At 41.2% G+C, this 23,579-nt stretch carries 24 protein-coding genes; 7 read left to right on the top strand and 17 right to left on the bottom strand.

Going from position 1 to position 23,579, the window contains the following annotated elements; all coding sequences use genetic code 11:
• Positions 1-74 precede the first annotated feature (74 nt).
• The 13 genes from ACGF5R_RS19440 to asnC all read right to left on the bottom strand — a co-directional run bounded on the left by ACGF5R_RS19440 (position 75) and on the right by asnC (position 11,521).
• Entirely contained in the window at positions 75-497 is a 423-nt protein-coding gene (locus tag ACGF5R_RS19440) for a F0F1 ATP synthase subunit epsilon (protein ID WP_011144452.1), read from the bottom strand.
• Between the two features lie 21 nt (positions 498-518).
• Positions 519-1,901 (bottom strand): F0F1 ATP synthase subunit beta, encoded by a 1,383-nt coding sequence (gene atpD, locus ACGF5R_RS19435; RefSeq protein ID WP_011144453.1) that lies wholly within the window; start codon positions 1,899-1,901, stop codon positions 519-521.
• Positions 1,902-1,935: 34 nt separating this feature from the next.
• Positions 1,936-2,799: a F0F1 ATP synthase subunit gamma gene (gene atpG / locus ACGF5R_RS19430; protein WP_112878700.1), complete on the bottom strand. Its 864-nt coding sequence runs from the start codon at positions 2,797-2,799 to the stop codon at positions 1,936-1,938.
• A 58-nt stretch (positions 2,800-2,857) separates the two neighbouring features.
• Complete coding sequence (atpA, locus tag ACGF5R_RS19425) at positions 2,858-4,399, bottom strand: F0F1 ATP synthase subunit alpha (protein WP_036814820.1); 1,542 nt, start codon at positions 4,397-4,399, stop codon at positions 2,858-2,860.
• 14 nt (positions 4,400-4,413) lie between these two features.
• Positions 4,414-4,947: a F0F1 ATP synthase subunit delta gene (atpH, locus tag ACGF5R_RS19420; RefSeq protein WP_112878702.1), complete on the bottom strand. Its 534-nt coding sequence runs from the start codon at positions 4,945-4,947 to the stop codon at positions 4,414-4,416.
• A 12-nt stretch (positions 4,948-4,959) separates the two neighbouring features.
• Complete coding sequence (gene atpF, locus ACGF5R_RS19415) at positions 4,960-5,430, bottom strand: F0F1 ATP synthase subunit B (protein WP_011144457.1); 471 nt, start codon at positions 5,428-5,430, stop codon at positions 4,960-4,962.
• A 58-nt stretch (positions 5,431-5,488) separates the two neighbouring features.
• A complete protein-coding gene (gene atpE / locus ACGF5R_RS19410) occupies positions 5,489-5,728 on the bottom strand; it encodes a F0F1 ATP synthase subunit C (RefSeq protein ID WP_000429386.1) in 240 nt (79 codons plus the stop codon).
• 53 nt (positions 5,729-5,781) lie between these two features.
• The gene (atpB, locus tag ACGF5R_RS19405; RefSeq protein WP_105397418.1) at positions 5,782-6,606 is read right to left on the bottom strand and encodes a F0F1 ATP synthase subunit A; all 825 of its coding nucleotides are present in this window, start codon (positions 6,604-6,606) and stop codon (positions 5,782-5,784) included.
• A gap of 30 nt (positions 6,607-6,636) precedes the next feature.
• A complete protein-coding gene (gene atpI, locus ACGF5R_RS19400; protein WP_387692287.1) occupies positions 6,637-7,014 on the bottom strand; it encodes a F0F1 ATP synthase subunit I in 378 nt (125 codons plus the stop codon).
• A 609-nt stretch (positions 7,015-7,623) separates the two neighbouring features.
• Positions 7,624-8,244 carry a 16S rRNA (guanine(527)-N(7))-methyltransferase RsmG gene (gene rsmG / locus ACGF5R_RS19395; protein WP_387692277.1) on the bottom strand — a complete coding sequence of 207 codons (621 nt, stop codon included), beginning with the start codon at positions 8,242-8,244 and terminating at the stop codon, positions 7,624-7,626.
• A gap of 13 nt (positions 8,245-8,257) precedes the next feature.
• Complete coding sequence (gene mnmG, locus ACGF5R_RS19390; protein ID WP_387692275.1) at positions 8,258-10,147, bottom strand: tRNA uridine-5-carboxymethylaminomethyl(34) synthesis enzyme MnmG; 1,890 nt, start codon at positions 10,145-10,147, stop codon at positions 8,258-8,260.
• Positions 10,148-10,527: 380 nt separating this feature from the next.
• Positions 10,528-10,968, bottom strand: coding sequence for an FMN-binding protein MioC (gene mioC / locus ACGF5R_RS19385; RefSeq protein WP_387692273.1), 441 nt, complete (start codon positions 10,966-10,968; stop codon positions 10,528-10,530).
• A gap of 91 nt (positions 10,969-11,059) precedes the next feature.
• On the bottom strand, positions 11,060-11,521 hold the full coding sequence (gene asnC, locus ACGF5R_RS19380) for a transcriptional regulator AsnC (protein WP_387692271.1): 462 nt from the start codon (positions 11,519-11,521) through the stop codon (positions 11,060-11,062).
• Between the two features lie 166 nt (positions 11,522-11,687).
• Between asnC and asnA the strand changes: the two genes are divergently transcribed.
• Entirely contained in the window at positions 11,688-12,680 is a 993-nt protein-coding gene (asnA, locus tag ACGF5R_RS19375; RefSeq protein WP_387692269.1) for an aspartate--ammonia ligase, read from the top strand.
• Positions 12,681-12,686: 6 nt separating this feature from the next.
• Here asnA and viaA read toward each other — a convergent pair whose 3' ends face one another.
• Positions 12,687-14,144 (bottom strand): ATPase RavA stimulator ViaA, encoded by a 1,458-nt coding sequence (gene viaA, locus ACGF5R_RS19370; RefSeq protein ID WP_387692267.1) that lies wholly within the window; start codon positions 14,142-14,144, stop codon positions 12,687-12,689.
• A 4-nt stretch (positions 14,145-14,148) separates the two neighbouring features.
• Entirely contained in the window at positions 14,149-15,651 is a 1,503-nt protein-coding gene (ravA, locus tag ACGF5R_RS19365) for an ATPase RavA (protein ID WP_262980898.1), read from the bottom strand.
• A 264-nt stretch (positions 15,652-15,915) separates the two neighbouring features.
• Between ravA and rbsD the strand changes: the two genes are divergently transcribed.
• The 6 genes from rbsD (at position 15,916) to rbsR (ending at position 21,738) form a co-directional block, all read left to right on the top strand.
• The gene (gene rbsD, locus ACGF5R_RS19360; RefSeq protein ID WP_262980899.1) at positions 15,916-16,335 is read left to right on the top strand and encodes a D-ribose pyranase; all 420 of its coding nucleotides are present in this window, start codon (positions 15,916-15,918) and stop codon (positions 16,333-16,335) included.
• Positions 16,336-16,342: 7 nt separating this feature from the next.
• A complete protein-coding gene (gene rbsA, locus ACGF5R_RS19355; RefSeq protein WP_112878710.1) occupies positions 16,343-17,848 on the top strand; it encodes a ribose ABC transporter ATP-binding protein RbsA in 1,506 nt (501 codons plus the stop codon).
• 6 nt (positions 17,849-17,854) lie between these two features.
• Positions 17,855-18,826 (top strand): ribose ABC transporter permease, encoded by a 972-nt coding sequence (rbsC, locus tag ACGF5R_RS19350; protein ID WP_112878711.1) that lies wholly within the window; start codon positions 17,855-17,857, stop codon positions 18,824-18,826.
• 24 nt (positions 18,827-18,850) lie between these two features.
• Complete coding sequence (gene rbsB / locus ACGF5R_RS19345; RefSeq protein WP_112878717.1) at positions 18,851-19,741, top strand: ribose ABC transporter substrate-binding protein RbsB; 891 nt, start codon at positions 18,851-18,853, stop codon at positions 19,739-19,741.
• A 63-nt stretch (positions 19,742-19,804) separates the two neighbouring features.
• Complete coding sequence (gene rbsK, locus ACGF5R_RS19340) at positions 19,805-20,734, top strand: ribokinase (protein WP_387692264.1); 930 nt, start codon at positions 19,805-19,807, stop codon at positions 20,732-20,734.
• Between the two features lie 2 nt (positions 20,735-20,736).
• Positions 20,737-21,738 carry a ribose operon transcriptional repressor RbsR gene (gene rbsR / locus ACGF5R_RS19335; protein ID WP_387692262.1) on the top strand — a complete coding sequence of 334 codons (1,002 nt, stop codon included), beginning with the start codon at positions 20,737-20,739 and terminating at the stop codon, positions 21,736-21,738.
• Here the strand turns inward: rbsR and mdtD are convergent.
• Both mdtD and ACGF5R_RS19325 read right to left on the bottom strand, forming a co-directional pair.
• Entirely contained in the window at positions 21,735-23,126 is a 1,392-nt protein-coding gene (mdtD, locus tag ACGF5R_RS19330) for a multidrug transporter subunit MdtD (RefSeq protein WP_387692260.1), read from the bottom strand. The genes rbsR and mdtD overlap by 4 nt on opposite strands.
• A 228-nt stretch (positions 23,127-23,354) precedes the next feature.
• A partial coding sequence (locus ACGF5R_RS19325) for a hypothetical protein (protein ID WP_262980901.1) occupies positions 23,355-23,579 on the bottom strand: 225 nt, incomplete at its 5' end.

Genomic DNA, 23,579 nt, shown 5'->3' with positions numbered 1-23,579 from the left:
ATTACTACATATTTCGCAATACAAAAAAGCCAGTTAGCTCGCACCAACTGGCTTTTTTTATTTAACTGCCTGTATTACATCGCTTTTTTTGTTAACTCGATTACACGAAGTTTCGCAATCGCTTTAGACAATTCAGCGGATGCCTGAGCATAGTCAACATCACCGTGAGAATTACGGATGTGTTCTTCAGCTTTACGTTTAGATTCCAACGCTTTAGCTTCATCCAAATCTTTACCACGGATCGCAGTGTCAGCCAGTACGATAACGCCGCTCGGTTGTACCTCAAGGATACCCCCAGAAAGGTAAATGACCTCTTCTTCACCGAACTGCTTAACAATACGTACCATGCCAGGTTTTATGGCAGTCAGTAGCGGAGCATGTCCTGGGTAAATGCCCAGTTCACCTTCACTACCTGTCACCTGAATTTTCTGTACCAAACCTTCAAACATCCGGCTTTCAGCACTGACAACATTCAGATGGTAAGTCATTGCAGCCATGTCAACCTCCGGTCAGCCGTATTAAAGTTTCTTCGCTTTTTCCACAGCTTCTTCGATGGTGCCAACCATGTAGAACGCCTGTTCTGGTAAGTGGTCATAGTCGCCGTCTAAGATACCTTTAAAGCCACGGATAGTGTCTTTCAGGGAAACGAACTTACCTGGTGAACCAGTAAAGACTTCTGCAACGAAGAACGGCTGAGACAGGAAGCGCTGGATCTTACGAGCACGCGCAACTACCAGCTTATCGTCTTCTGACAGTTCATCCATACCCAAGATGGCGATAATATCTTTCAGCTCCTGATAACGTTGCAGGATAGACTGAACGCCACGAGCAACATTATAGTGCTCTTGACCAACAACCAATGGATCGAGCTGACGACTGGTAGAATCTAACGGATCAACCGCAGGGTAAATACCCAAAGAAGCGATCTGACGACTCAAAACTACGGTTGCGTCTAAGTGCGCGAAAGTCGTTGCCGGAGATGGGTCAGTTAAGTCATCCGCCGGTACATAAACAGCCTGTACGGAGGTAATAGAACCGGTTTTGGTAGAAGTAATACGTTCTTGCAGAACACCCATTTCTTCCGCCAGAGTTGGCTGATAACCTACCGCAGATGGCATACGACCAAGCAGCGCAGATACTTCAGTACCTGCCAAAGTATAACGATAGATGTTATCAACAAATAGCAGAACATCGCGGCCTTCATCACGGAACTTTTCAGCCATTGTCAGACCAGTCAGCGCAACACGTAAGCGGTTTCCTGGTGGCTCGTTCATCTGACCATATACCAGAGATACTTTATCCAGTACGTTAGAGTCTGTCATTTCGTGGTAGAAGTCGTTACCTTCACGAGTACGTTCACCTACACCGGCAAATACAGAGTAACCCGAATGCTCAATCGCAATGTTACGGATCAACTCCATCATGTTTACGGTTTTACCTACACCCGCACCACCAAACAGACCAACTTTACCACCCTTAGCGAATGGGCAAATTAGGTCCATTACCTTAATACCGGTTTCCAGTAGTTCTTGAGAGTTAGATAACTCTTCATAGCTTGGAGCCGGGCGATGAATAGCCCAACGCTCTTCTTCACCGATATCGCCTTTCATGTCGATTGGTTCACCCAATACGTTCATGATACGGCCCAATGTCGCTTTACCAACCGGAACCTCAATTGGGTGGCCTAAATCAGTGACACTTAAACCACGGCTTAAGCCATCAGAAGTACCCATTGCAATACAACGAACAACGCCGCCGCCCAACTGCTGCTGAACTTCCAGCACCAGCTTAGCTTCGCCGTTTTGAACCTCAAGAGCATCGTATACTTTTGGTACGGTATCTTGAGGGAATTCGACGTCCACCACGGCGCCGATTACCTGGATAATCTTTCCAGTAGCCATCTTGAATCCTCTACGTAATTCATAAACCTAGCTGTTAAACCGCGGAAGCACCCGATACAATCTCGGTCAGCTCCTGAGTTATGCTGGCCTGACGAGCTTTGTTATAAACCAACTGCAACTCTTTGATCAGGCTACCACCATTATCAGTTGCGGCTTTCATCGCCACCATTCGTGCGGCCTGTTCACTAGCCAGGTTTTCAACGACGCCCTGATAAACCTGCGATTCTACATAACGACGCAGCAGTATATCTAGCAACGCCTTAGGATCAGGTTCGTATAAATAATCCCAGGATTTCTTCTTCAGTGTTTCATCATCTCCGGCAGGCAGAGGTAATAACTGAGTAATAGTCGGTTCCTGGGACATCGTATTGATGAACTTGTTTGTCACCACATACAGTTTATCCAGACGTCCCTCATCGTATGCCCGCAGCATGATATTCACTGGCCCGATCAATTCAGACAGTGAAGGGTTATCTCCCATGCCTGTTACCTGAGCAACAACGTTGCCCCCAACAGAAGCAAAGAAAGAGGTAGCCTTAGAGCCGATAAGCGCCAGATCACACTGGACACCTTTATCAGACCAGTCTTTCATTTCTGAAAGCAGTTTTTTGAACAGATTAGTATTCAAACCACCGCACAAGCCACGATCGGTAGAAACAACCAGATACCCGACACGTTTGGTTTCACGCTCTTCAAGGTATGGATGTTTATATTCCAGATTACCTAACGCAAGGTGACCAATCACGCTGCGTATGGTTTCTGCATAAGGACGACTGGCCGCCATGCGATCCTGCGTTTTACGCATTTTGGACGCAGCAACCATCTCCATCGCTTTAGTGATTTTTTGCGTGTTTTGCACGCTGGCGATCTTGGTACGTATCTCTTTTGCGCCGGCCATTCCTGATTCTCCTCATTAACCAGACGGCCCATGTTTAATTAAACCGGGCCGAATAGTGTTACCAGGACTGAGTTGCCTTGAAGGAATCCAGCAGAGCTTTCAGCTTTGCTTCGATCTCTTCGTTGTAACCACCAGACTGGTCAATCTCTTTTAGAAGATCAGCATGTTCACGGTTGGCATATGCAAGCAACGCAGATTCGAAATCAATAACCTTAGCAATTTCGATATCTTCCAGATAACCACGTTCCGCAGAAAACAGAGACAACGACTGTTGTGCAACAGACATTGGCGCATATTGTTTCTGTTTCAGCAATTCAGTTACTTTTTGACCATGATCCAACTGCTTACGGGTTGCATCATCAAGGTCAGAAGCAAACTGAGAAAACGCTGCCAGTTCGCGATATTGAGCCAGAGCAGTACGAATGCCCCCAGACAATTTCTTAACGATTTTAGTCTGAGCAGCGCCACCTACACGGGATACGGAAATCCCTGGGTTAACTGCTGGACGAATCCCCGCATTGAACAAACTAGATTCTAAGAAAATCTGACCATCAGTAATTGAAATAACGTTTGTTGGTACGAATGCTGATACGTCACCTGCCTGAGTTTCAATGATAGGCAGGGCCGTCAGAGAACCGGTTTTACCTTTTACTTCACCATTGGTGAATTTTTCCACATATTCAGCATTAACACGTGCAGCACGTTCCAACAAACGAGAGTGCAGATAGAAAACGTCACCTGGGAATGCTTCACGTCCTGGCGGACGACGGAGCAACAGAGAAATTTGACGATAAGCTACAGCCTGCTTAGACAAATCATCGTAAACAATCAGCGCATCTTCACCGCGGTCACGGAAGTATTCGCCCATTGCACAACCCGAATATGGCGCCAGGTATTGTAATGCCGCAGATTCTGAAGCAGTTGCAACAACCACAATAGTATTGGCAAGAGCACCATGCTCCTCTAATTTACGAACAACGTTCGCAATAGTAGAAGCTTTCTGACCAACTGCGACATAGACACATTTTATGCCTGAGTCACGTTGGTTAATGATTGCGTCAATAGCCAGTGCTGTTTTACCCGTCTGACGGTCACCGATAATCAGTTCACGTTGACCACGACCGATAGGGATCATAGCGTCAACGGATTTATAACCAGTTTGTACCGGCTGATCAACAGATTGACGGTCGATAACACCTGGAGCGATCATTTCAACAGCAGAGAAACCATCATGCTCAACAGGGCCTTTCCCATCAATTGGCTCACCCAGCGTGTTTACTACACGACCAAGCAGACCACGACCAACAGGTACTTCAAGAATACGGCCAGTACATTTGACCTTCATACCTTCTGCTAAGTCAGCATACGGACCCATTACAACCGCACCTACGGAGTCACGCTCCAAGTTCAATGCGATTGCATAACGATTGCCAGGCAGTGCGATCATCTCACCCTGCATAACTTCGGCTAAACCGTGAATACGAATGATACCGTCGTTAACGGATACAATCGTACCTTCATTGTGAGCTTCACTCACTACATTGAACTGAGCAATGCGCTGCTTGATCAGTTCGCTGATTTCGGTGGAATTCAGTTGCATATGCTCCAGTCCCCTTAAGACTGCAAGACGTCTGTTAAGCGATCTAAACGGCCACGAATACTGCCATCGATCACCAAATCACCTGCGCGGACAACCACACCAGCAATAACAGACTTATCAATTTTGCAATTCAGCTTAACTTTGCGTAACAGACGTTTTTCCATCGCTACAGAAATTTTAGCCAGCTGTTGTTCTCTCAATTCGGTGGCAGAAATCACTTCAACATCAACGGTTGATTCAAGTGATGCACGCAATTGAATAAATTGCTGCAAAACTTCCGGCAACGCCAGTAAGCGACCATTTTCTGCCATAACACGAATAAAGTTCTGAGCATGTTCATCGACCTGTTCACCGCAAATTGCGATAAAGGTATTAGCTAATGTTTCCGATGCCAATGAACCGGAAAGCAGCTCACCAACTTGCTCATTACGAGTCACCTCAGCTGTGAACGCCAGCATATTCTGCCATTGTTCAAGCGATTGTTTTTCCACAGCAAAGTCAAAAGCTGCTTTGGCGTAGGGGCGAGCTACAGTAGCGAATTCAGACATGCCCCTCCCTCCTTACAGTTCAGCGACCAGTTTATCAACGATGTCGCTATTAGCAGCTTCATCCACGGAACGTTCGATGATTTTCTCGGCACCTGCGATAGCCAACATAGCGACCTGCTTACGCAACTCTTCCCGAGCACGCTTACGTTCGGCATCAATTTCTGCCTGAGCTTGCGTTACGATTCTGTTACGTTCCTGCTCAGCTTCCGCTTTTGCATCATCAAGGATCTGGGCTTTTTGTTTATTAGCCTGTTCAATGATGACCTGAGCTTCCACTTTCGCTTTCTTCATTTGGTCGGTCGCATTGGCTTGCGCTAAGTCCAGGTCCTTTTTGGCACGTTCCGCAGAAGATAAACCGTCAGCAATTTCTTTTTGACGTTTTTCTATGGCCGCCATGATCGGTGGCCATACGAACTTCATACAGAACATAACAAATAAGACAAACGCAATGGCCTGGCCGAGGATTGTTGCATTAATATTCACAGCACAATACCTCTTTTAAAATTAATGAGTTGACGTAGTTTCAGATTATTTCTACAAACTACGCGACAGCAAACATTACGTACAAGCCAAGGCCCACAGCAATCATTGGGATGGCGTCAACCAGACCCATAACGATAAAGAACTGTGTACGCAGAAGAGGGATTAAATCTGGCTGACGAGCAGCGCCTTCCAAAAATTTACCTCCGAGGATGCCGATACCGATCGCAGCACCGATTGCCGCTAGGCCCATCATTACAGCGGCAGCCATGTACAGCAGATCCATATTCAGGTTTTCCATGACAGTCTCCAGTTTGTTTCAGTTAAAACACAGTTAGTTATTGTGGTAAAAAATTAATGTTCTTCAGATGCCATCGACAGATAAACAATCGTCAGAACCATGAAAATAAAGGCTTGTAACGTAATAATCAGTATGTGGAAAATAGCCCAAGGCAGGCTCAGTAACCACTGCGACCACCACGGTAACAGACCAGCTATAAGAATAAAGATCAATTCACCCGCATACATGTTACCAAACAGTCGTAGACCGAGTGATACCGGTTTTGAAAGCAGGCTAACGCCTTCCAGAATTAAGTTAATTGGAATAAACAGTGGATGATTAAAAGGCTGTAAAGTCAGCTCTTTTGTAAAACCACCAATCCCTTTCATCTTAATGCTGTAGTAGAGGATGAGGACAAAGACACCAATAGCCATCGACAAGGTAATACTGACATCTGCTGTTGGCACGACACGCAGAGCAGGTAAACCAAAGAAATGTTCACCGATATAAGGGAGAAAATCGATTGGCAATAAGTCCATCACGTTCATTAATAACACCCAAACGAACACTGTCAGTGCCAAGGGGGCAATAACTTTGCTCTTGCCGTGATACATATCACGAACGCTGTTATCAACAAAACCCATGATCAATTCTATAGCAGTCTGAAGTTTGCCAGGTACGCCACTGGTGGCATTAACCGCAACCTTTCTGAATACATACAGAAATAAAATCCCTAATACGACTGAGAAAAAAAGCGAGTCAATGTTCAACGTCCAAAACGTTGCAGAACCACCAGAGTTGGGATCGACCAACTCAAAGGTACGTAGGTCCAACTGAAGGTTATTCAGGTGGTGGCCTATGTAGTCCCTTGCAGTTGAAACTTCTCCTGATGCAGACATGATGCCTCTTACCCTTTTATTGTTGAAAACCTAACCGTTTATCACAGCAGGTGCGATGATTTGCACAATCAGCACCGCTAAATAAGTTAAACCTAGTGGTGCAAACGCCGCTTTAAACACGCCTAAAACAACAACCAGCACAGCTATTGTAATAATAACTTTCAACCCTTCGCCAACAGCGAAAGACCATGCAATACGTACAGAAACCTCTTCTTCTTTTGCTTTTTGAAAACTGGCAAACAGCATGAATATGGCATTAGGTAACCAACATGCTAACCCACCAGCAAAAGCAGAAGCGCCCCATTCTATACTTTTGGTACAAAAAGCCACACTGAGAACAACAAAAGTCATTAACTGCAAAAAAAGCAGCTTCAGTGCAATTTTACCGCTGTAAAGGGATACAGACATGACTTTTGTTTTCTCCCCTTGTACGCCTTGCATATCAGGTTTTGCTAAATGTTGTATAAAACTGCCTTTGCTTAAGAGTGTCAAGTGACAAAAACGTGCAAATTATACGGGCCACCAAAATGAATTCAATCCATAAGTAGCGAAAAGGTGAACAATTATTTAAATTTTTTATTTTAGTGCCAGATTGCAAGCTAATGATTGTCCTGATTTCTTGTTTTTAATAATTTCATACATTTCAGACTTAAATGTGATTTAAATCACATAAATTTTTCATTTGTTAATTATATTTAACATTCACAATAAATAAAAATAAAATACATTAATAATAAAATCAATTGGTTAATTTAATTCTATACAAAAGAGTGATTATATTATGACTTAAATCACCAAGCTAATTTTTAGCTAGTTTAAAAAAGTGAATCTGATGAAAAAATGCTTTATCTGATTTTTAAAGGTTCAACTATCTTAATATCAAGATAACGTTATTTTTATGTAATAACTCGGTAAATTAAAGCTGAAACGAGGCAAACCATAATTAACGATGCTGACTACAGTATAATTGTGCTCAACATCACTAATTATTTATAACTTTATTGACAAATAACAAAATCAGTTTGATTTAAGGATAACTAAATGACGTTGCCCTTCAAGTTCAGGAACATCTAATTTAATAACCGAATCGATAGAAATTCCCAAAGGCAACATAGTCAGCTCCTCTTCTGGAAGCACACCTTTAAGTGCATAGAAACGTCCATGAACAGGCTCAGGCAAATGACTGCACCAAGAGACCATATCTTGTAACGAAGCAAAAGCACGGCTTATTACGCCATCAAAAGGTGGTTCAGAAGAATACGCTTCAACCCTGCTTTGTACTGGTTCAATATTTACCAAATCAAGTTCATGTTGAACCTGACGCAAAAATCTCGCCCTTTTACCTAAACTATCCAGCAATGTGAAATGAGAATCTGGACGAACAATAGCTAACGGAATACCTGGCAACCCTGGACCTGTGCCCACATCGATAAAACGATGACCTTGCAAATAAGGGCTGACAACAATACTGTCCATGATATGACGCACCAGCATTTGCTCTGGCTCACGTACCGACGTGAGATTGTAAGCTTTATTCCACTTATTGAGCATATCAACATAGGCTACAAGCTGCTGTTTTTGCTGTAGTGACAATTCTATTCCTGCTTTGGTCAGCAACAATTCTAGTTTGTTAAGCATAATCAAGATCCTTTCAAGCACTGCGGCGCAATAATCCTTGTTTTTTCAACCACACAAGTAAAATTGAAATTGCCGCAGGTGTTACTCCTGAAATACGTGAAGCCTGACCAATTGAACTCGGTTTATGATCATTGAGTTTAGCGATAACTTCATTGGAAAGACCACTAATTTGGCGGTAATCGAGATCAACCGGTAATGATGTGTTTTCATTACGTAGCTGTTTTTCGATTTCTTCCTGCTGGCGGGCAATATATCCCTCATATTTGACCTGAATTTCAACTTGATCAGCGGCTTGTGGTTCTTCAAGACCTGGAGAAAACAGAGGCAATGAAGTCAAAAGTTCATAGTTCATTTCAGGACGACGCAGTAGATCTTCACCATTAGCCTCTTTCGACAATGGCATTTTCAATATATTGTTTATGTCATCAAGATTATTTGAATTAGGGTGAATCCAAATATTACGTAAACGCTGGCGTTCTTGTTCAACCATTTCCACTTTACGGCAATAATGTTCCCAACGTGAATCATCTACCAACCCTAACTCATGGCCTTTTTCTGTTAAACGCAGGTCTGCATTATCTTCACGTAGCATCAAGCGATACTCGGCTCTAGAAGTAAACATACGGTATGGTTCTTTAGTCCCTAAAGTACATAAATCGTCAACTAAAACGCCAATATAAGCTTGATCACGGCGAGGGAACCAACTTTCTTCTTCTGAAGCGTAACGAGCTGCATTAAGGCCTGCCAAGAGTCCTTGAGCAGCAGCTTCTTCATAACCCGTCGTGCCGTTGATTTGTCCAGCAAAAAATAGACCGTGGATAAATTTACTTTCTAATGTTTGTTTTAGATCTCTTGGATCGAAGAAATCGTATTCTATTGCATAACCAGGACGAATAATGCGAGCATTTTCCATTCCTTTCATGGAGTGAACAATTTGCATCTGTACGTCAAATGGTAAGCTAGTAGAAATACCATTTGGATAGATTTCATTGCTAGTCAATCCTTCAGGTTCAAGGAAAATCTGGTGAGCATCACGATCCGCAAAACGCATGACTTTATCTTCGATTGAAGGACAATAGCGAGGACCGATCCCTTCAATGATCCCCGTATACATTGGGCTACGATCCAGATTGTTGCGGATTACATCGTGGGTTTTTTCATTGGTATGGGTGATGTAACACGGTATTTGTTGTGGATGTTGTTTCACATTTCCAAGGAAAGAGAATACTGGCGTTGGATAATCACCTAGTTGTTGTGTTAACTGACTAAAATCAATAGTTCTAGCATCAATACGTGGTGGTGTTCCTGTTTTCAATCTGTTTACACGTAAAGGTAACTCACGTAAGCGCTGTGCCAACGAAATAGCAGGGGGATCGCCAGCCCTTCCACCACTATAGTTTTCCAAACCAATGTGGATTTTACCGTCAAGAAATGTTCCTACAGTTAAAACAACAGCTTTAGCTCTGAACTTAAGGCCCATACGTGTCACTGCGCCAGTAACTGTGTCATTTTCAACAATGAGATCTTCTACAGGTTGTTGGAAAATCATTAGATTAGGTTGGTTTTCCAATGCTATGCGTATAGCTTGACGATAGAGAACCCTATCCGCTTGGGCACGTGTTGCACGAACTGCGGGCCCTTTACTGGCATTTAAAGTTCTGAATTGGATACCAGCTTGGTCAGTTGCTTTAGCCATTAAGCCACCAAGCGCATCAATTTCTTTAACCAGATGCCCTTTACCGATCCCACCAATGGCTGGGTTACATGACATTTGGCCCAAAGTGTCAATATTGTGGGTCAGCAATAAGGTTTGACGGCCCATACGAGCGGCTGCCATAGCCGCTTCGGTACCGGCATGACCACCACCGATAATGATGACGTCAAATTGTTCTGGATAAAACATGGTGATGAACCTTTAGTTATAAAAATGCTCAGTGTTGCATTAAGGGAGGAGAATTCTACTCAAGTTTCGGTGATAGACCAAGTGGGTGAGATCACCGGTAATTAAAAAAAGATCTTTTTTATTTAAAGATCTGTTTATTAGATCTTTTATTAGGATCATGATCTTTTGTGGATAAGTTATTTTTCCTTAGAAAGATCATAAAGCTGTAAAGGATCATTTGTTGTGAATGATCCGTGATCCCACAAGGTATAAGCTGGGATCTAAATCGGTAGTTATTCACAGGGTGATCATTGTCATATAGTTATACTATGGATAACTACGGGTTAACCCCGGCTTTTTAGATAAGTTATCCACAATCGTTTGCTGCTTTTTTGTTCTTATTAGAGTGAGTTTGCCCAATTTTTAACCCATTCTTCTGCTGGATCTTCGGGGATCTCATGTTGTTGAATGTCAATTTCCAGACGATCACCGAGACGTTTAGCACCATTTTCTATCAATAGTTGGTCAAATGATCTTATTGCACCGCAAAAAGTATCGTATTCGGAACTACCAAGGCCAACAGCGCCAAACGTGACCTTGCTGAGATCAGGTTTTTGGCCAGAAATTTCTGCGGCCAATGGTTGTATATTTTCTGGCAATTCTCCTGCTCCATGTGTAGATGTGACGACTAGCCAGATTCCTTCTTGGGGAAGTTCATCTAAAGAGGGGCCATGTAGCATTTTAGTGGAGAAACCAGCATCTTCCAGAATTTCAGCCATATGTTCAGCTACGTATTCAGCACTGCCCATCGTGCTGCCGCTGATTAAGGTAATAGTGGCCATAGTGATCCCAACAGATTTCAAGAGCCGCTATTGTACGCTGTGAATCTATTGGGATCTACCTGTGGATAATGTGGTTATAACAAATTTTATTTTATGGCTTGATTGTTCGCATGATCGGGTTTTGTAAGGAGATCAGGGTTTCTGTTGATTGAATTTCATCGATAGTCTGTATTTTGTTGATAAGTACATCTTGAAGGGATTCAATTGAACGGCACATAACTTTAATAAAGATACTGTAGTGGCCTGTTGTGTAATAAACCTCAACTATTTCATCCAGGTTGTCTAGTTTTTTCAGAGCTGATGGGTAATCTTTAGCGCTCTTAAGAATAATGCCAATAAAGCAACACACATCATAACCAAGTTGTTTTGTGCTGATATCGACTCTGGTACCGGTAATGATTCCTGCTTGCTTCATTTTTTCCACGCGAACGTGAATTGTTCCCGGACTGACAGCAAATTTCTTTGCTAGTTCGGCATAAGGTGTACGTGCGTTGTCCATTAAAGCGTGAAGTATGTCACGGTCTAGATTGTCGATCTGATAAATTTCTGCCATTTTCAGCCCCTTTTTTTAAGGAATTTTCATTTTTTTAATCTTAAAAATGAATTTTATGAATCATAAAGTCTATTTTTATTAAAGTATATTGAATTTATCCCTCATTTTATTGCTTAATGTTTCCAACAGGACATCAGGGCCACCTAAAAAATTAGAGAATAACATTATGAAAAAGTCGTTTATTAAAAAGCAGCAACAAATCAGTTTTGTGAAATCCTTCTTTTCCCGTCTGCTGGAAAGCAAACTGGGTCTGATTGAAGTACAGGGGCCAATCCTAAGTTGTTTGGGAGATGGTATTCAGGACAACTTGTCCGGCCATGAAAAAGCTGTTCAGGTAAAAGTAAAAACTTTACCGGATTCAACTTTCGAAGTAGTACATTCGTTGGCTAAATGGAAACGTAAGACACTGGGTCGTTTTGGCTTTCAGCCTGAACAAGGGCTTTACACTCACATGAAAGCATTGCGTCCAGATGAGGATCGCTTAACACCAATTCACTCTGTTTATGTTGATCAATGGGATTGGGAAAAAGTGATGGGAGATGGGCAACGCTCACTTGCTTATCTTAAACAGACAGTAGGTAAAATTTACGAAGCAATAAAAGAAACAGAAAAAGCTGTCAGCAAAGAGTTTGGTCTGGCACCGTTCCTGCCAGATCAAATTCACTTTGTTCATAGTGAAACGCTTCTGAGCCGTTATCCGGATATGGATGCAAAAGGCCGTGAACGTGCTATTGCTAAAGAATTAGGTGCTGTTTTCCTCATTGGTATTGGTGCGAAATTATCTGATGGTCAATCTCATGATGTGCGTGCGCCTGATTATGATGACTGGACGACACCAAACAGCGATGGTTTTGTTGGTCTAAACGGCGACATCATTGTCTGGAACCCTGTTTTGGAGGATGCGTTTGAGATCTCTTCTATGGGTATCCGTGTTGATGCAGAAGCATTGGAGCGTCAGTTAGCACTGACTAGTGATGAAGAGCGTTTACAATATGATTGGCATCAAGCGTTACTCAAAGGCGACATGCCGCAGTCTATTGGTGGCGGTATTGGTCAATCCCGTTTAGTGATGTTACTGCTGCAAATGAAACACATTGGTCAAGTTCAGTGCAGTATCTGGTCACCTGAAGTACGCGAAACTGTAGAAGATATGCTTTGATTCAAGTTAGTGACGCCATTTTCGCAGTAAACGGCTTTTAAGTCCGGTATCAAAGTGCCAGATATGATCGAATATCCGCATAATATCGGGCTTACCATATTGGGACATGGAGACCGCATGGAAGCGGTGTTGCTGATGCAGTTGCAGATTTTTTATCTGATGGATTAGTGAGTTCGGCAGACGCTGAGCAATGAAATCTGAGATAACAACAGCATCAGCATTTTTCCAACATTTTTCTTTCATTTTTTCTATTGTGCTTGTCAGACAGAAAGCGAGATCGGTCCCTCCTTTGAAAGTCTGGCTGAGAAAACGAATAGCTTGTTCTAGACCATCTGGTGAAGATAGTTCATAGTGCACAATTTCTGTTGTAAATAGCATGATATGACAGTTACGATTATCAGCTAGAGCGATGCGTAACAGTGCCAAACAAAAGGCTTTGGCACATTTTTCATTGAATCTCCCCATAGAACCGGAAGTATCGACACAAATAATAAATGGCCCTCGTGGTTTTTCTTCCTGGCTATAATGAGTAACTGGTCGTAATGTTGTTTTTTCTTGCCAGTTATCCCCTTGTAAGCGATAGGTCAGGAGTTTTTTTTCTACTAATTTGCGATAAAATTCGTATTCCAGATCTTCAATTCCTAATATCGCCAATTCTATTGGCAATAGACGCAGAATATCATCACCTTGTCCGATTCCATTTACCTGTTCAGGAACGGTATCGGGTGTTCGTTCGATTGTGGTAAATGGTTCGAGAAAATGATTTTCCTGTGGTTTTGATTTTGCAGATTGGCTGCGTCCAAGTAATTGAGCTAATTTTTCCAGTTCCGGCTGCTGGCGAAGAAATTCACTATAGCGAATTAATAACTGATTATCATTTTGGGAATGATTTAACTGACTTTTACTCATATCCCATAGTCGTCCCGCTGCCCTATCATTTTCACTAAAAACAGGATCAAGATTACCGCTTAGTGTTAGCCTTTGTTGCAATTCTGCCAGTAGTTGCTCTTTTTCTTGTTCCAGTAATTGCTTATGGAAGGTTGTGGTTTGCAGGATCAAACTGATCCTCCATCGTTGAATAAATAGGATTTGTAATGTATTTGAATCGGCAATAGTGTTGGTTGCGAGTTTCCGTGCTTCTTCACTAAAAGGGGATTCAATTCGGTTCAGAGTTTCTAGAATATCGGGAAGTTTAAGGTAAAAATGATTTGTGTTGGCAGATAGTATTTGTTGATATAACTGAAATTCTTCTGCCAGAGTTGCAGGAATTAGCGCTTCTTTAATTCTTTGCTGTAAATCGTGTTTCCAGCTAGGAATATCCTTTAATAGCGCACGTTTTAAGCGAGGATGTTTTTCAAAAAAGATAGCTAACTGAGGTGAAGCTAAAAGCGTTAATATGATCTCTTCTATCATCTCCCCTTCGTTTATTGATAGTAAAAGATCAAGGGTTGTCAGACTAATCATTTAATTAGTTGCCTATTTTTATTTTCAACTGATTAATTTTATCGGCTAACTGGATAAAACTCTGCTCTATCGTAGCAAGCCAATGACTTTCAATAAACAGACATGGCTGATGCTGATTAAACAGTTGGTGTTGATGATGAATTTCTTGATTAACTTTTTCCAATCTTTCCAGCCACTCGTTGTTTTCTTCATTTTGCTGATGCTGATGATCTGGTAAATATAGCGTGGATGAACGGCGGCTGATATCAAAAATCTCTGGCTGATGTGCTGAATTAACTTCGGCTGCTATGTTTTGTGGAAAACCAATGCCGTTCAGACGGGCTGATAATTCTCTGCCTTTGTTTATCCAGATAATCAACGCTTTTTTTTCCAATTCAATGAAATTGACTTTAATATCATGGAGATGAAGAGGTGTATGTAGGAATAGAATCAATTTTTCTTCATTGATATGATCGGGTAGCGAGTATTGTATTTTACGTCCAAACAGACTGGTTTGTTTTTCCAGCTTTAACGCCTGCTGATCATTTTTATCCTGACGAGCTTGAGTCCATTGGTGATAAAGCGAATCAATTTGTTGAGATAATATTCTTTGCCGATATGCCTGTTCGGTCATGAGAGTATTCAAGTATTGGGGTAGTAATTTAAAAGAGTGAAGATCATGCCACAGGCAATCTTTCAGTAATATTAAATCAAGAGGTGATATCTCTTTTCTGCCATTGAAGAAAGCACTGGCTTGTAATAAATGAATGGCTTTCTTCCAGCGCCTATCTGAAACGTAAGGTGAATGTTCTGTTGCATCAAGTTGCTGACGTAGATGATAAATAATATCAAAACAACTATCTGGTAGAACTATTTTATCAACCTCTTTTTGCCATTGATGGAATTCTTCACTTGTTATTTGAATGTCTGCCGGAACAGGGTTATCATTTTCATTTTTGTGGCTAGTGAGTAACGCTCTGAAATTCTTTTTTTCTTGAATTTTATCCAGCCAGATACGAATTAGCATTCTGTCATAAAGTGCCTCCAGACCGTTATCTGCTTCAGGTAGCTCATTGGATGCTGTTATAAGTAATCGCATTGGAATTTTCTCTTCTGTATCCCCATTTCTGAATTTTCTTTCATTAATTGCAGTCAGTAGGGTATTAAGAATTGCAGGACCGGCTTTCCATATTTCGTCAAGGAAGACAATTTCAGTTTCAGGTAAATATCCGTTGGTTAGACGTTGATAACGTCCTTCTTCTTTCAGTGCCTGAATAGAAAGAGGGCCGAAAATTTCTTCAGGGGTTGAAAAGCGAGTCATCAGATATTCAAATGCTCTGGCATCACGAAACGCAAATTTCAATCGTCGGGCTATCAAACTTTTTGCGATACCTGGAGGGCCGAGTAGAAAAACACTTTCTCCACACAATGCAGCTAGCAAACATAAACGAATAGTCTGTTGTCTTTCATACAGACCACTTTCCAGATAGTGACTTAAGAAAACTATTTTTTCTGTTAATAATAGCATAATTCATACCAATATTATCTGTTGGATTAGATAAAACCTAATTAGCCTTCTCCATAGATTTTAATCATTATTTGTTGATGTAGACAATATTTACCTTAAAAATCGATTCAGCGTCAAATATTCAATAAGTTAACGTTTTTTTTCGTTTCTTTTATTATCGAAACGTTTCGATAGTGATCACATTTTTGTATCACTAATGTTGCATTTTAAATATTACTTTATATATTACTAAATAGCGAAACGTTTCGCTAATGGAATAAAAAAATGAAAAAAGGTGTATTACTTAATTCTGAAGTTTCAGCCGTAATTTCTCAGCTAGGGCATACTGACCAGATTACAATTGGTGATGCTGGATTACCAATTCCTTCTTTAGCCCAGCGGATTGATTTAGCGCTAACCCAGGGAATTCCCAGTTTTATATCCGTTCTTAATGTTGTTACACAAGAAATGCAGATTGAAGCTGCATTTTTAGCTGAGGAGATCATTGATCATAATCCTCTGATATATCAATTAATATTGACTAAAATTAAAGAGCTTGAGAAACAGCAAGGGAATTCAATTACCATAGATTATATTAGTCATAATATGTTGAAAGAGAAAACAGAGCATAGCCGAGCGGTGATTCGCACAGGAGAGCATTCTCCTTATGCCAATATTATCCTTTGTGCTGGTGCGACTTTCTGAGGTGATTATGCAACCTGTACTGGAACTAAAAGGAATTAGTAAATCTTTTCCTGGTGTCAAAGCATTATCTGGCGCGGCACTACGTGTTTACCCGGGTAAAGTGATGGCTCTGGTAGGGGAAAATGGTGCAGGTAAATCCACGATGATGAAAGTGTTGACCGGAATATATACCAGAGATACAGGCACGGTTCATTACCTAGGAAAAGAAGTGATTTTTTCTGGTCCTAGATCCTCTCAGGAAGCGGGGATCGGGATTATCCATCAGGAATTAAATCTTATTCCCCAACTGACCATTGCTGAAAATATTTTCCTGGGACACGAATTTGTTAATAAATTCGGTGCGATTGATTGGGGAAAAATGTATCAGGAAGCCGATCGTCTTTTAAAAAAATTGAATCTGAGTTACAGCAGTCACCGTTTAGTCGCTGAACTTTCTATCGGTAATCAACAACTGGTTGAAATTGCTAAGGTACTGAGTTTTAAATCCAAAGTTATCATTATGGATGAGCCAACTGATGCGCTGACCGATACAGAAACTGAATCATTATTTCTCGTAATACATGAACTAAAATCTCAGGGATGCGGTATTGTTTATATTTCCCATCGTTTGAGAGAAATTTTTGAAATTTGCGATGATGTGACGGTATTCCGTGATGGACAATTTATTGGTGAAAAGTCGGTAAAAGAGCTAAAAGAAGAGACTCTGATTGAAATGATGGTTGGGCGAAAACTGGAAGATCAGTATCCTCGCCTGAATTTACCTCGGGGCAAAAAACGACTTGAGGTTAAGCAGATTTCTGGTTCCGGTGTGACAAACGCCAGTTTTTCTCTTTATAGCGGGGAAATTTTGGGTATATCAGGGCTAATGGGGGCTGGCCGCACTGAATTGATGAAAATTATTTATGGTGCGTTGCCAAAAACTCAGGGGCGAATCACACTGGATGGAACCCCCATTGTAATTCGTAACCCTCAGGATGGGTTAGCTTGTGGGATTGTTTATATTTCAGAAGATCGTAAACGTGATGGCTTAGTTTTGGGAATGTCAATCAAAGATAATATGTCTCTTACTGCCTTACGTTATTTCAGTAACTGGTTAGGTGGTCTTAATCATAAAGAAGAACAGAATGCAGTTAGTGACTTTATTGAATTGTTTAGTATCAAGACACCTTCAATGGGACAAGCTATAGGTTTACTTTCTGGTGGTAATCAGCAAAAAGTAGCTATTGCCCGTGGATTAATGACTAGACCAAAAGTTCTTATTCTGGATGAACCTACGCGTGGTGTAGATGTTGGTGCAAAAAAAGAAATTTATCAGTTAATTAATCAATTCAAGAAAGAGGGGCTAAGTATTATTCTCGTTTCTTCTGAAATGCCAGAAGTGATAGGAATGAGTGATCGTATTTTGGTTATGTGTGAAGGCCAGATCAGTGGCGAATTTTTTGCTGAACAGGCAACTCAAGAAGTTTTGATGGCAGCGGCTGTAGGCAAACAATATGGAGCGATTCAGGAGTAATTCAGTATGAATTCTAATATATCACCGACATTTAAACGTTGGTTTACTAAAGAGTGGTTACTGAAACAAAAGTCACTGATTGCGTTGCTAGTGCTGATAGCCGTAGTTTCTTCTCTTAGCCAAAATTTTTTCACTTTAAATAACTTGTTTAATATTCTGCAACAAACATCAGTCAATGCCATTATGGCCGTTGGGATGACATTGGTTATCCTGACATCGGGTATTGACCTGTCTGTTGGTTCATTGCTTGCGTTAACAGGTGTAGTAGCAGCTTCATTGGTTGGTACGGAAGTTAATGCTCTGGTGGCTATCGTGAGTGCTTTGGCTTTAGGTGCTGCAATTGGTGCTTGTACAGGAATAATAATTGCTAAAGGTAAAGTACAGGCCTTTATTGCCACTCTAGTCATGATGTTGTTACTTCGTGGAATAACCCGTGTTTATACTGATGGTAGCCCCATAAATACAGGATTCAGTGATAATGCGGATCTGTTTGGCTGGTTTGGTATTGGCCGTCTACTGGGAATTCCTACTCCAGTATGGCTGATGTTGATAGTTTTTGTTATCGCATGGTATATCCTGCATCACACCCGTTTAGGTCGTTATATTTATGCCTTGGGCGGGAATGAATCGGCTACCCGTTTATCTGGTATCAATATCGATAAAATTAAAATTATCGTTTACTCCTTATGCGGTTTACTGACGGCATTGGCAAGTATTATTGAAGTCGCTCGTCTTTCTTCTGCTCAACCTATGGCGGGAGGAGGTTATGAATTAGATGCTATTGCTGCCGTAGTACTGGGAGGAACTCGCCTAGCTGGTGGTAAGGGGTTAATTATTGGTACTCTGATTGGTGCACTAATCCTCGGTTTTTTAAATAATGGCTTAAACTTATTAGGTATTTCTTCTAACTATCAGATGATTGTTAAAGCAATTGTAATATTGTTGGCAGTTCTGGTTGATAACAAAAGTGGTAAATAACCTCACCCTACAGGAAATAACATGATGAAAGTGAAGAAATTAGTAACAATTTTATCTGCTGTTGCGCTAAGTATGACTGTAAGTATAAATGCATTAGCGAAAGACACTATCGCGTTAGTCATTTCTACACTGAATAATCCATTCTTTGTCACAATGAAAGATAGCGCTCAAAAAGAGGCGGATAAGTTGGGCTATAACCTAATTGTGTTGGATTCTCAGGATAATCCAGCGAAAGAATTAGCTAATGTTCAGGATTTGACGGTACGTGGTACTAAACTCATGCTAATTAACCCGACTGACTCCGATGCTGTTGGTAATGCCATTATTATGGCTAACAATGCCAAAATTCCGGTCATTACTCTAGATCGGATAGCGAATAAAGGTACTGTTGTCAGTCATATCGCTTCTGATAATCGCTTGGGGGGTAAAATAGCGGGTGATTTTATCGCCGAAAAATTAGGGGATGGAGCTAAAATTATTCAGCTAGAAGGTATTGCTGGCACTTCTGCTGCCCGTGAACGTGGTGAAGGATTTAATAAGGTAGCACAGGAACATAAATTCAATATGTTAGCTAGTCAGCCTGCTGATTTCGATCGTACCAAGGGACTGAACGTTATGCAGAACTTACTGACGGCTCATCCGGCTGTACAAGCTGTATTTGCTCAGAATGATGAGATGGCGTTAGGTGCTTTGCGCGCTTTACAAACAGCAGGTAAAAGCGATGTATTAGTTGTTGGTTTTGATGGTACTGGAGATGGTATCAAAGCTGTTCAACGTGGAAAACTAGGAGCGACAATCGCTCAGCGTCCTGATCAAATTGGTATCGTTGGTGTTCAGACTGCAAATAAAGTGCTGAGAGGCGAAAAAGTTGAAGCCGTCATCCCTGTGGAATTGGAGTTAGTTATTAAAAAATAAATCGGTATTTGTGCCGTTACTCATTGATGGTGGTGACGGCATAATTGAAAAGGAATAAATGTAATGAGTACAGCAAAACTTGCGGTGCTTGGCAGCATTAATGCTGACCATATTTTGAATCTTAAGTCATTCCCTCGTTCGGGGGAAACGGTGATCGGGGAACAATATCAAGTTGCTTTTGGTGGTAAAGGTGCTAATCAGGCGGTAGCAGCAGGCCGCAGCGGTGCTGACATTACATTTATTGCTTGTGTTGGTGAGGACGATATTGGTTTTCGTATCTATCAGCAGTTAGCAAAGGATAATATTAAAACTTCTGGCATTGAAGTGATTAAAGGAGAAACAACGGGTGTAGCGTTGATTTTCGTTAATCAGCAAGGTGAAAACGTTATTGGTATCAATGCAGGCGCTAATGCGGCGTTGACACCGGAATATTTCTATCGCTACCAAAATATTATTGAGGAAGCAGATGCATTATTGATGCAACTTGAGTCTCCATTGGAAACAGTGCAGCTTGCTGCAACAATAGCTAAGCAAAATAATACAAAAGTGATACTCAATCCGGCACCTGCCAGAAAATTATCTGATCAATTGCTCTCGCTGGTGGATATCATTACACCGAATGAAACAGAAGCTGAATATCTCACTGGAATTAAAGTAGAAAATGATTCAGATGCGGAAAAAGCGTCTCAAGTGTTGCATGATAAAGGTATTGATACGGTAATTATCACATTGGGTAGCCGTGGGGTATGGTTGAGTGAAAGCGGTCAGAAAGGAAAGATTATTCCGGGATTTAAAGTTAACGTTGTAGATACTGTTGCGGCAGGAGATACTTTCAACGGTGCTCTGGTGACAGCATTATTGGAAAGAAAATCCATGTCATCTGCCATACGATTTGCTCACTCTGCTGCTGCGATAGCGGTAACCCGTCAGGGAGCTCAGCCTTCCGTCCCGTGGCGAAATGAAATTGATGCATTTTTAACTGAACAGGATTAACAGTGGCTACAATGAAAGATGTTGCTCGTTTTGCAGGCGTTTCTACATCAACTGTATCTCATGTTATTAATAATAATCGTTATGTCAGTGAAGGTGTGAAAAAGAAAGTTAACGATGCGATTGAGCAATTGAATTATGCGCCATCAGCGCTTGCAAGAAGTCTAAAAATTAAGCAAACCAAAACCATTGGTATGCTGGTCACGACCAGTAATAATCCCTTTTACGCTGAAATTGTAAGAGGGGTTGAACGAAGCTGTTATGAGCGTGGTTACAGCCTTATCTTGTGTAATACAGAGGGTGATGCCAAGCGGATGGATTACAGCATGGAAACTTTGCTGCAAAAGCGAGTAGATGGAGTGTTGATTATGTGTACTGAAAATCAACATAGCTCCTGTGATGTTTTGCGTCGTTATCCTCCTTTACCCATGGTTATGATGGATTGGTCTCCATTTGATATTGTCAGCGATATTATTCAGGACAACTCTTTATTGGGGGGGGAGATAGCCACTAATTACCTTATTAGCTGTGGTTTTAAAAAAATAGCCTGTATTGCAGGTCCACAAGATAAAACACCCGCTAATCATCGATTGCAAGGATATAGAAAGGCAATGGCAAATGCTGGTCTTGTTATTCCTGAAGGCTATGAAATTTACAGTGATTTTGAATTTGCTGGTGGTTTTGAATCAATGCAAAAATTGCTGCAACATCCTGAACCGCCAGAAGCTGTTTTTGCCAGCAATGATGCAATGGCCGTTGGCGCTTATCAGGCTCTGTACCAAGCGGGGCTTTCTGTACCGGATGATATTTCCATCATAGGTTATGATGATATCGACCTTGCCCCTTATATGATCCCACCATTGACAACCATTCATCAGCCAAAAGATGAGTTAGGAAAGCTGGCTGTTGATACTTTGCTTTATCGGATGGATAACCCAGAAAGCAATCCTAAATTGTTAGTATTAACTCCGACACTGATTGAGCGTAGCTCAGTTTCTCGTTCTTAGGCGCTCTTTCTCTTGATCATGTTATCTCCATCTTCCTTATGTAATAACAGGAAGGTGGAAGAAGAAAGTAAAGTGATTATTCCTACGGTAATAAAAGTACTGTGGAAGTTATCAACCATTGTTCCATAAGGCATAGATTCATAGAAACGAAGAATAGCTGCACTTACTGCAACACCGAAGCTAATAGATAACTGCTGAGTTACAGCTAATAAGCTATTTCCTGAACTGGCATTATTATCGGTCAGATCAGCGAGAGTAATGGTATTCATCGAAGTAAATTGAATGGATACAGCCATACCCAGTAAAAATAGTGGAATAGACAGAAGGACAGCGGGCATTGCTGGTGATTGCAGTGAAAATTGAGAAATCATTAATCCAATAATAATGGTTATGCTAACCAGTGTCTTACGATATCCAAAGCGAGTTAATACATTAGTAACGAAAGATTTGGCTATAACGGAACCAATAGCTGTTGGTGCCATCATCATTCCAGCAATGACCGCTGAATAACCAAATCCAACTTGTAGCATCAAAGGCATCAGGAAGGGAATGCAACCAGTTCCCAAGCGTGTAACAATATTACCTATAATACCGATAGAGAATGTGCGAATACGGAATAATTCCAGACTGATAAGGGGTTGGGGTTGTTTTCTAGCATGCATCAGATAACCAAATAATATCATAAAACCACCAACCATAATTATCAGAGGTATATAGCCGGGTAACGAACTCTCTCCTAGTAAATCCAAACTGACAGAAACCATTATTAAACTCAGCCCAAAAAGTATGAAACCGAAAAAGTCGAATGAACGTTTTGGCATTGTAAAATTAGGCATATGCTTTTTAGCGTAAATAATCCCCAATAAACCGATTGGAATATTGATAATAAATATCCAGTGCCAGGTAGCATAAGTGACTAATAGCCCACCGAGCATGGGACCAAGAATTGGTCCTACTAACCCTGGCATGGTGACAAAATTCATAACAGGTAGAAGTTCGCTGCGTGGGTACGCACGTAATAAAGCAAGACGGGCAACTGGCATCATCATTGCGCCACCAATTCCTTGAATTACACGTGAAACAACTAGAAAAGCTAAATTACCTGACAAAGCACAGGCAAGGGAGCCTAAAGAAAACAAGGATACAGCAAAAATAAATATTCGGCGGGTGCCAAAACGATCTGCTAACCAGCCGCTGACTGGAATTAGCAAAGCAACAGTCAGAGTATAGCTGACAACAGCAGATTGCATCGCTAAAGGTGAATGTTCGAGGCTTTCAGCAATAGCGGGCAATGCTGTGTTGAGAATTGTTGCATCTAAGGCTTGCATAAAAAAAGCTATTGCAGCAATCCAGGGTAGCCCCGCCATATTACGAGCGGTTTTTACCATTAATAATCCTGCTTACTTTTATCCAGCCAATGTTTGGTTGGATATTAATCTAATACACTACTATATAAGATCATTAGCGCTCTGTTAATAACTTTTGGCAAGCGAGAAGTACGCTATGATTGTCACCTTTAACAATTGTTTCATGAGCTTCCAGTTGTACAATTTTATCGGAAATAATAGCTTCAAAGTGATTCTGGTAAAATAGATGAAATAGTTTGCCTACTTATATTACTTTAGTTTTGGAGTAATTATTGTCGATATCATCAGTTTTTGTATGAAAAAAATACACAAATACAAGTTTTGTTGAAAAAAACTGCTAACGGCAGTTTTTTTTAAATAAATGCTTGCCAGCGCCAAAGAACGCCCTATAATGCGCCACCACTGACCGACACAACGCTGATAAACATTGTGAGGTCGGGCAGAGAAAGCGGCAATAAGCGCTTGACTCTGCGG

This window comes from Photorhabdus sp. RM71S (genome assembly GCF_042879355.1).
Classification (GTDB): domain Bacteria; phylum Pseudomonadota; class Gammaproteobacteria; order Enterobacterales; family Enterobacteriaceae; genus Photorhabdus; species Photorhabdus kayaii.
Note: the sequence above shows the minus strand (reverse complement) of the source record. Positions and strands in the feature narration are given on the sequence as shown.

Bases quoted from the DNA above. Each gene is read 5' to 3' on its own strand.
- ACGF5R_RS19440 (WP_011144452.1), bottom strand. From the start codon at position 497: ATGGCTGCAATGACTTACCATCTGAATGTTGTCAGTGCTGAAAGCCGG.
- atpD (WP_011144453.1), bottom strand. From the start codon at position 1,901: ATGGCTACTGGAAAGATTATCCAGGTAATCGGCGCCGTGGTGGACGTC.
- atpG (WP_112878700.1), bottom strand. From the start codon at position 2,799: ATGGCCGGCGCAAAAGAGATACGTACCAAGATCGCCAGCGTGCAAAAC.
- atpA (WP_036814820.1), bottom strand. From the start codon at position 4,399: ATGCAACTGAATTCCACCGAAATCAGCGAACTGATCAAGCAGCGCATT.
- atpH (WP_112878702.1), bottom strand. From the start codon at position 4,947: ATGTCTGAATTCGCTACTGTAGCTCGCCCCTACGCCAAAGCAGCTTTT.
- atpE (WP_000429386.1), bottom strand. From the start codon at position 5,728: ATGGAAAACCTGAATATGGATCTGCTGTACATGGCTGCCGCTGTAATG.
- atpB (WP_105397418.1), bottom strand. From the start codon at position 6,606: ATGTCTGCATCAGGAGAAGTTTCAACTGCAAGGGACTACATAGGCCAC.
- atpI (WP_387692287.1), bottom strand. From the start codon at position 7,014: ATGTCTGTATCCCTTTACAGCGGTAAAATTGCACTGAAGCTGCTTTTT.
- rsmG (WP_387692277.1), bottom strand. From the start codon at position 8,244: ATGCTTAACAAACTAGAATTGTTGCTGACCAAAGCAGGAATAGAATTG.
- mnmG (WP_387692275.1), bottom strand. From the start codon at position 10,147: ATGTTTTATCCAGAACAATTTGACGTCATCATTATCGGTGGTGGTCAT.
- mioC (WP_387692273.1), bottom strand. From the start codon at position 10,968: ATGGCCACTATTACCTTAATCAGCGGCAGCACGATGGGCAGTGCTGAA.
- asnC (WP_387692271.1), bottom strand. From the start codon at position 11,521: ATGGCAGAAATTTATCAGATCGACAATCTAGACCGTGACATACTTCAC.
- asnA (WP_387692269.1), top strand. From the start codon at position 11,688: ATGAAAAAGTCGTTTATTAAAAAGCAGCAACAAATCAGTTTTGTGAAA.
- viaA (WP_387692267.1), bottom strand. From the start codon at position 14,144: ATGATTAGTCTGACAACCCTTGATCTTTTACTATCAATAAACGAAGGG.
- ravA (WP_262980898.1), bottom strand. From the start codon at position 15,651: ATGCTATTATTAACAGAAAAAATAGTTTTCTTAAGTCACTATCTGGAA.
- rbsD (WP_262980899.1), top strand. From the start codon at position 15,916: ATGAAAAAAGGTGTATTACTTAATTCTGAAGTTTCAGCCGTAATTTCT.
- rbsA (WP_112878710.1), top strand. From the start codon at position 16,343: ATGCAACCTGTACTGGAACTAAAAGGAATTAGTAAATCTTTTCCTGGT.
- rbsC (WP_112878711.1), top strand. From the start codon at position 17,855: ATGAATTCTAATATATCACCGACATTTAAACGTTGGTTTACTAAAGAG.
- rbsB (WP_112878717.1), top strand. From the start codon at position 18,851: ATGAAAGTGAAGAAATTAGTAACAATTTTATCTGCTGTTGCGCTAAGT.
- rbsK (WP_387692264.1), top strand. From the start codon at position 19,805: ATGAGTACAGCAAAACTTGCGGTGCTTGGCAGCATTAATGCTGACCAT.
- mdtD (WP_387692260.1), bottom strand. From the start codon at position 23,126: ATGGTAAAAACCGCTCGTAATATGGCGGGGCTACCCTGGATTGCTGCA.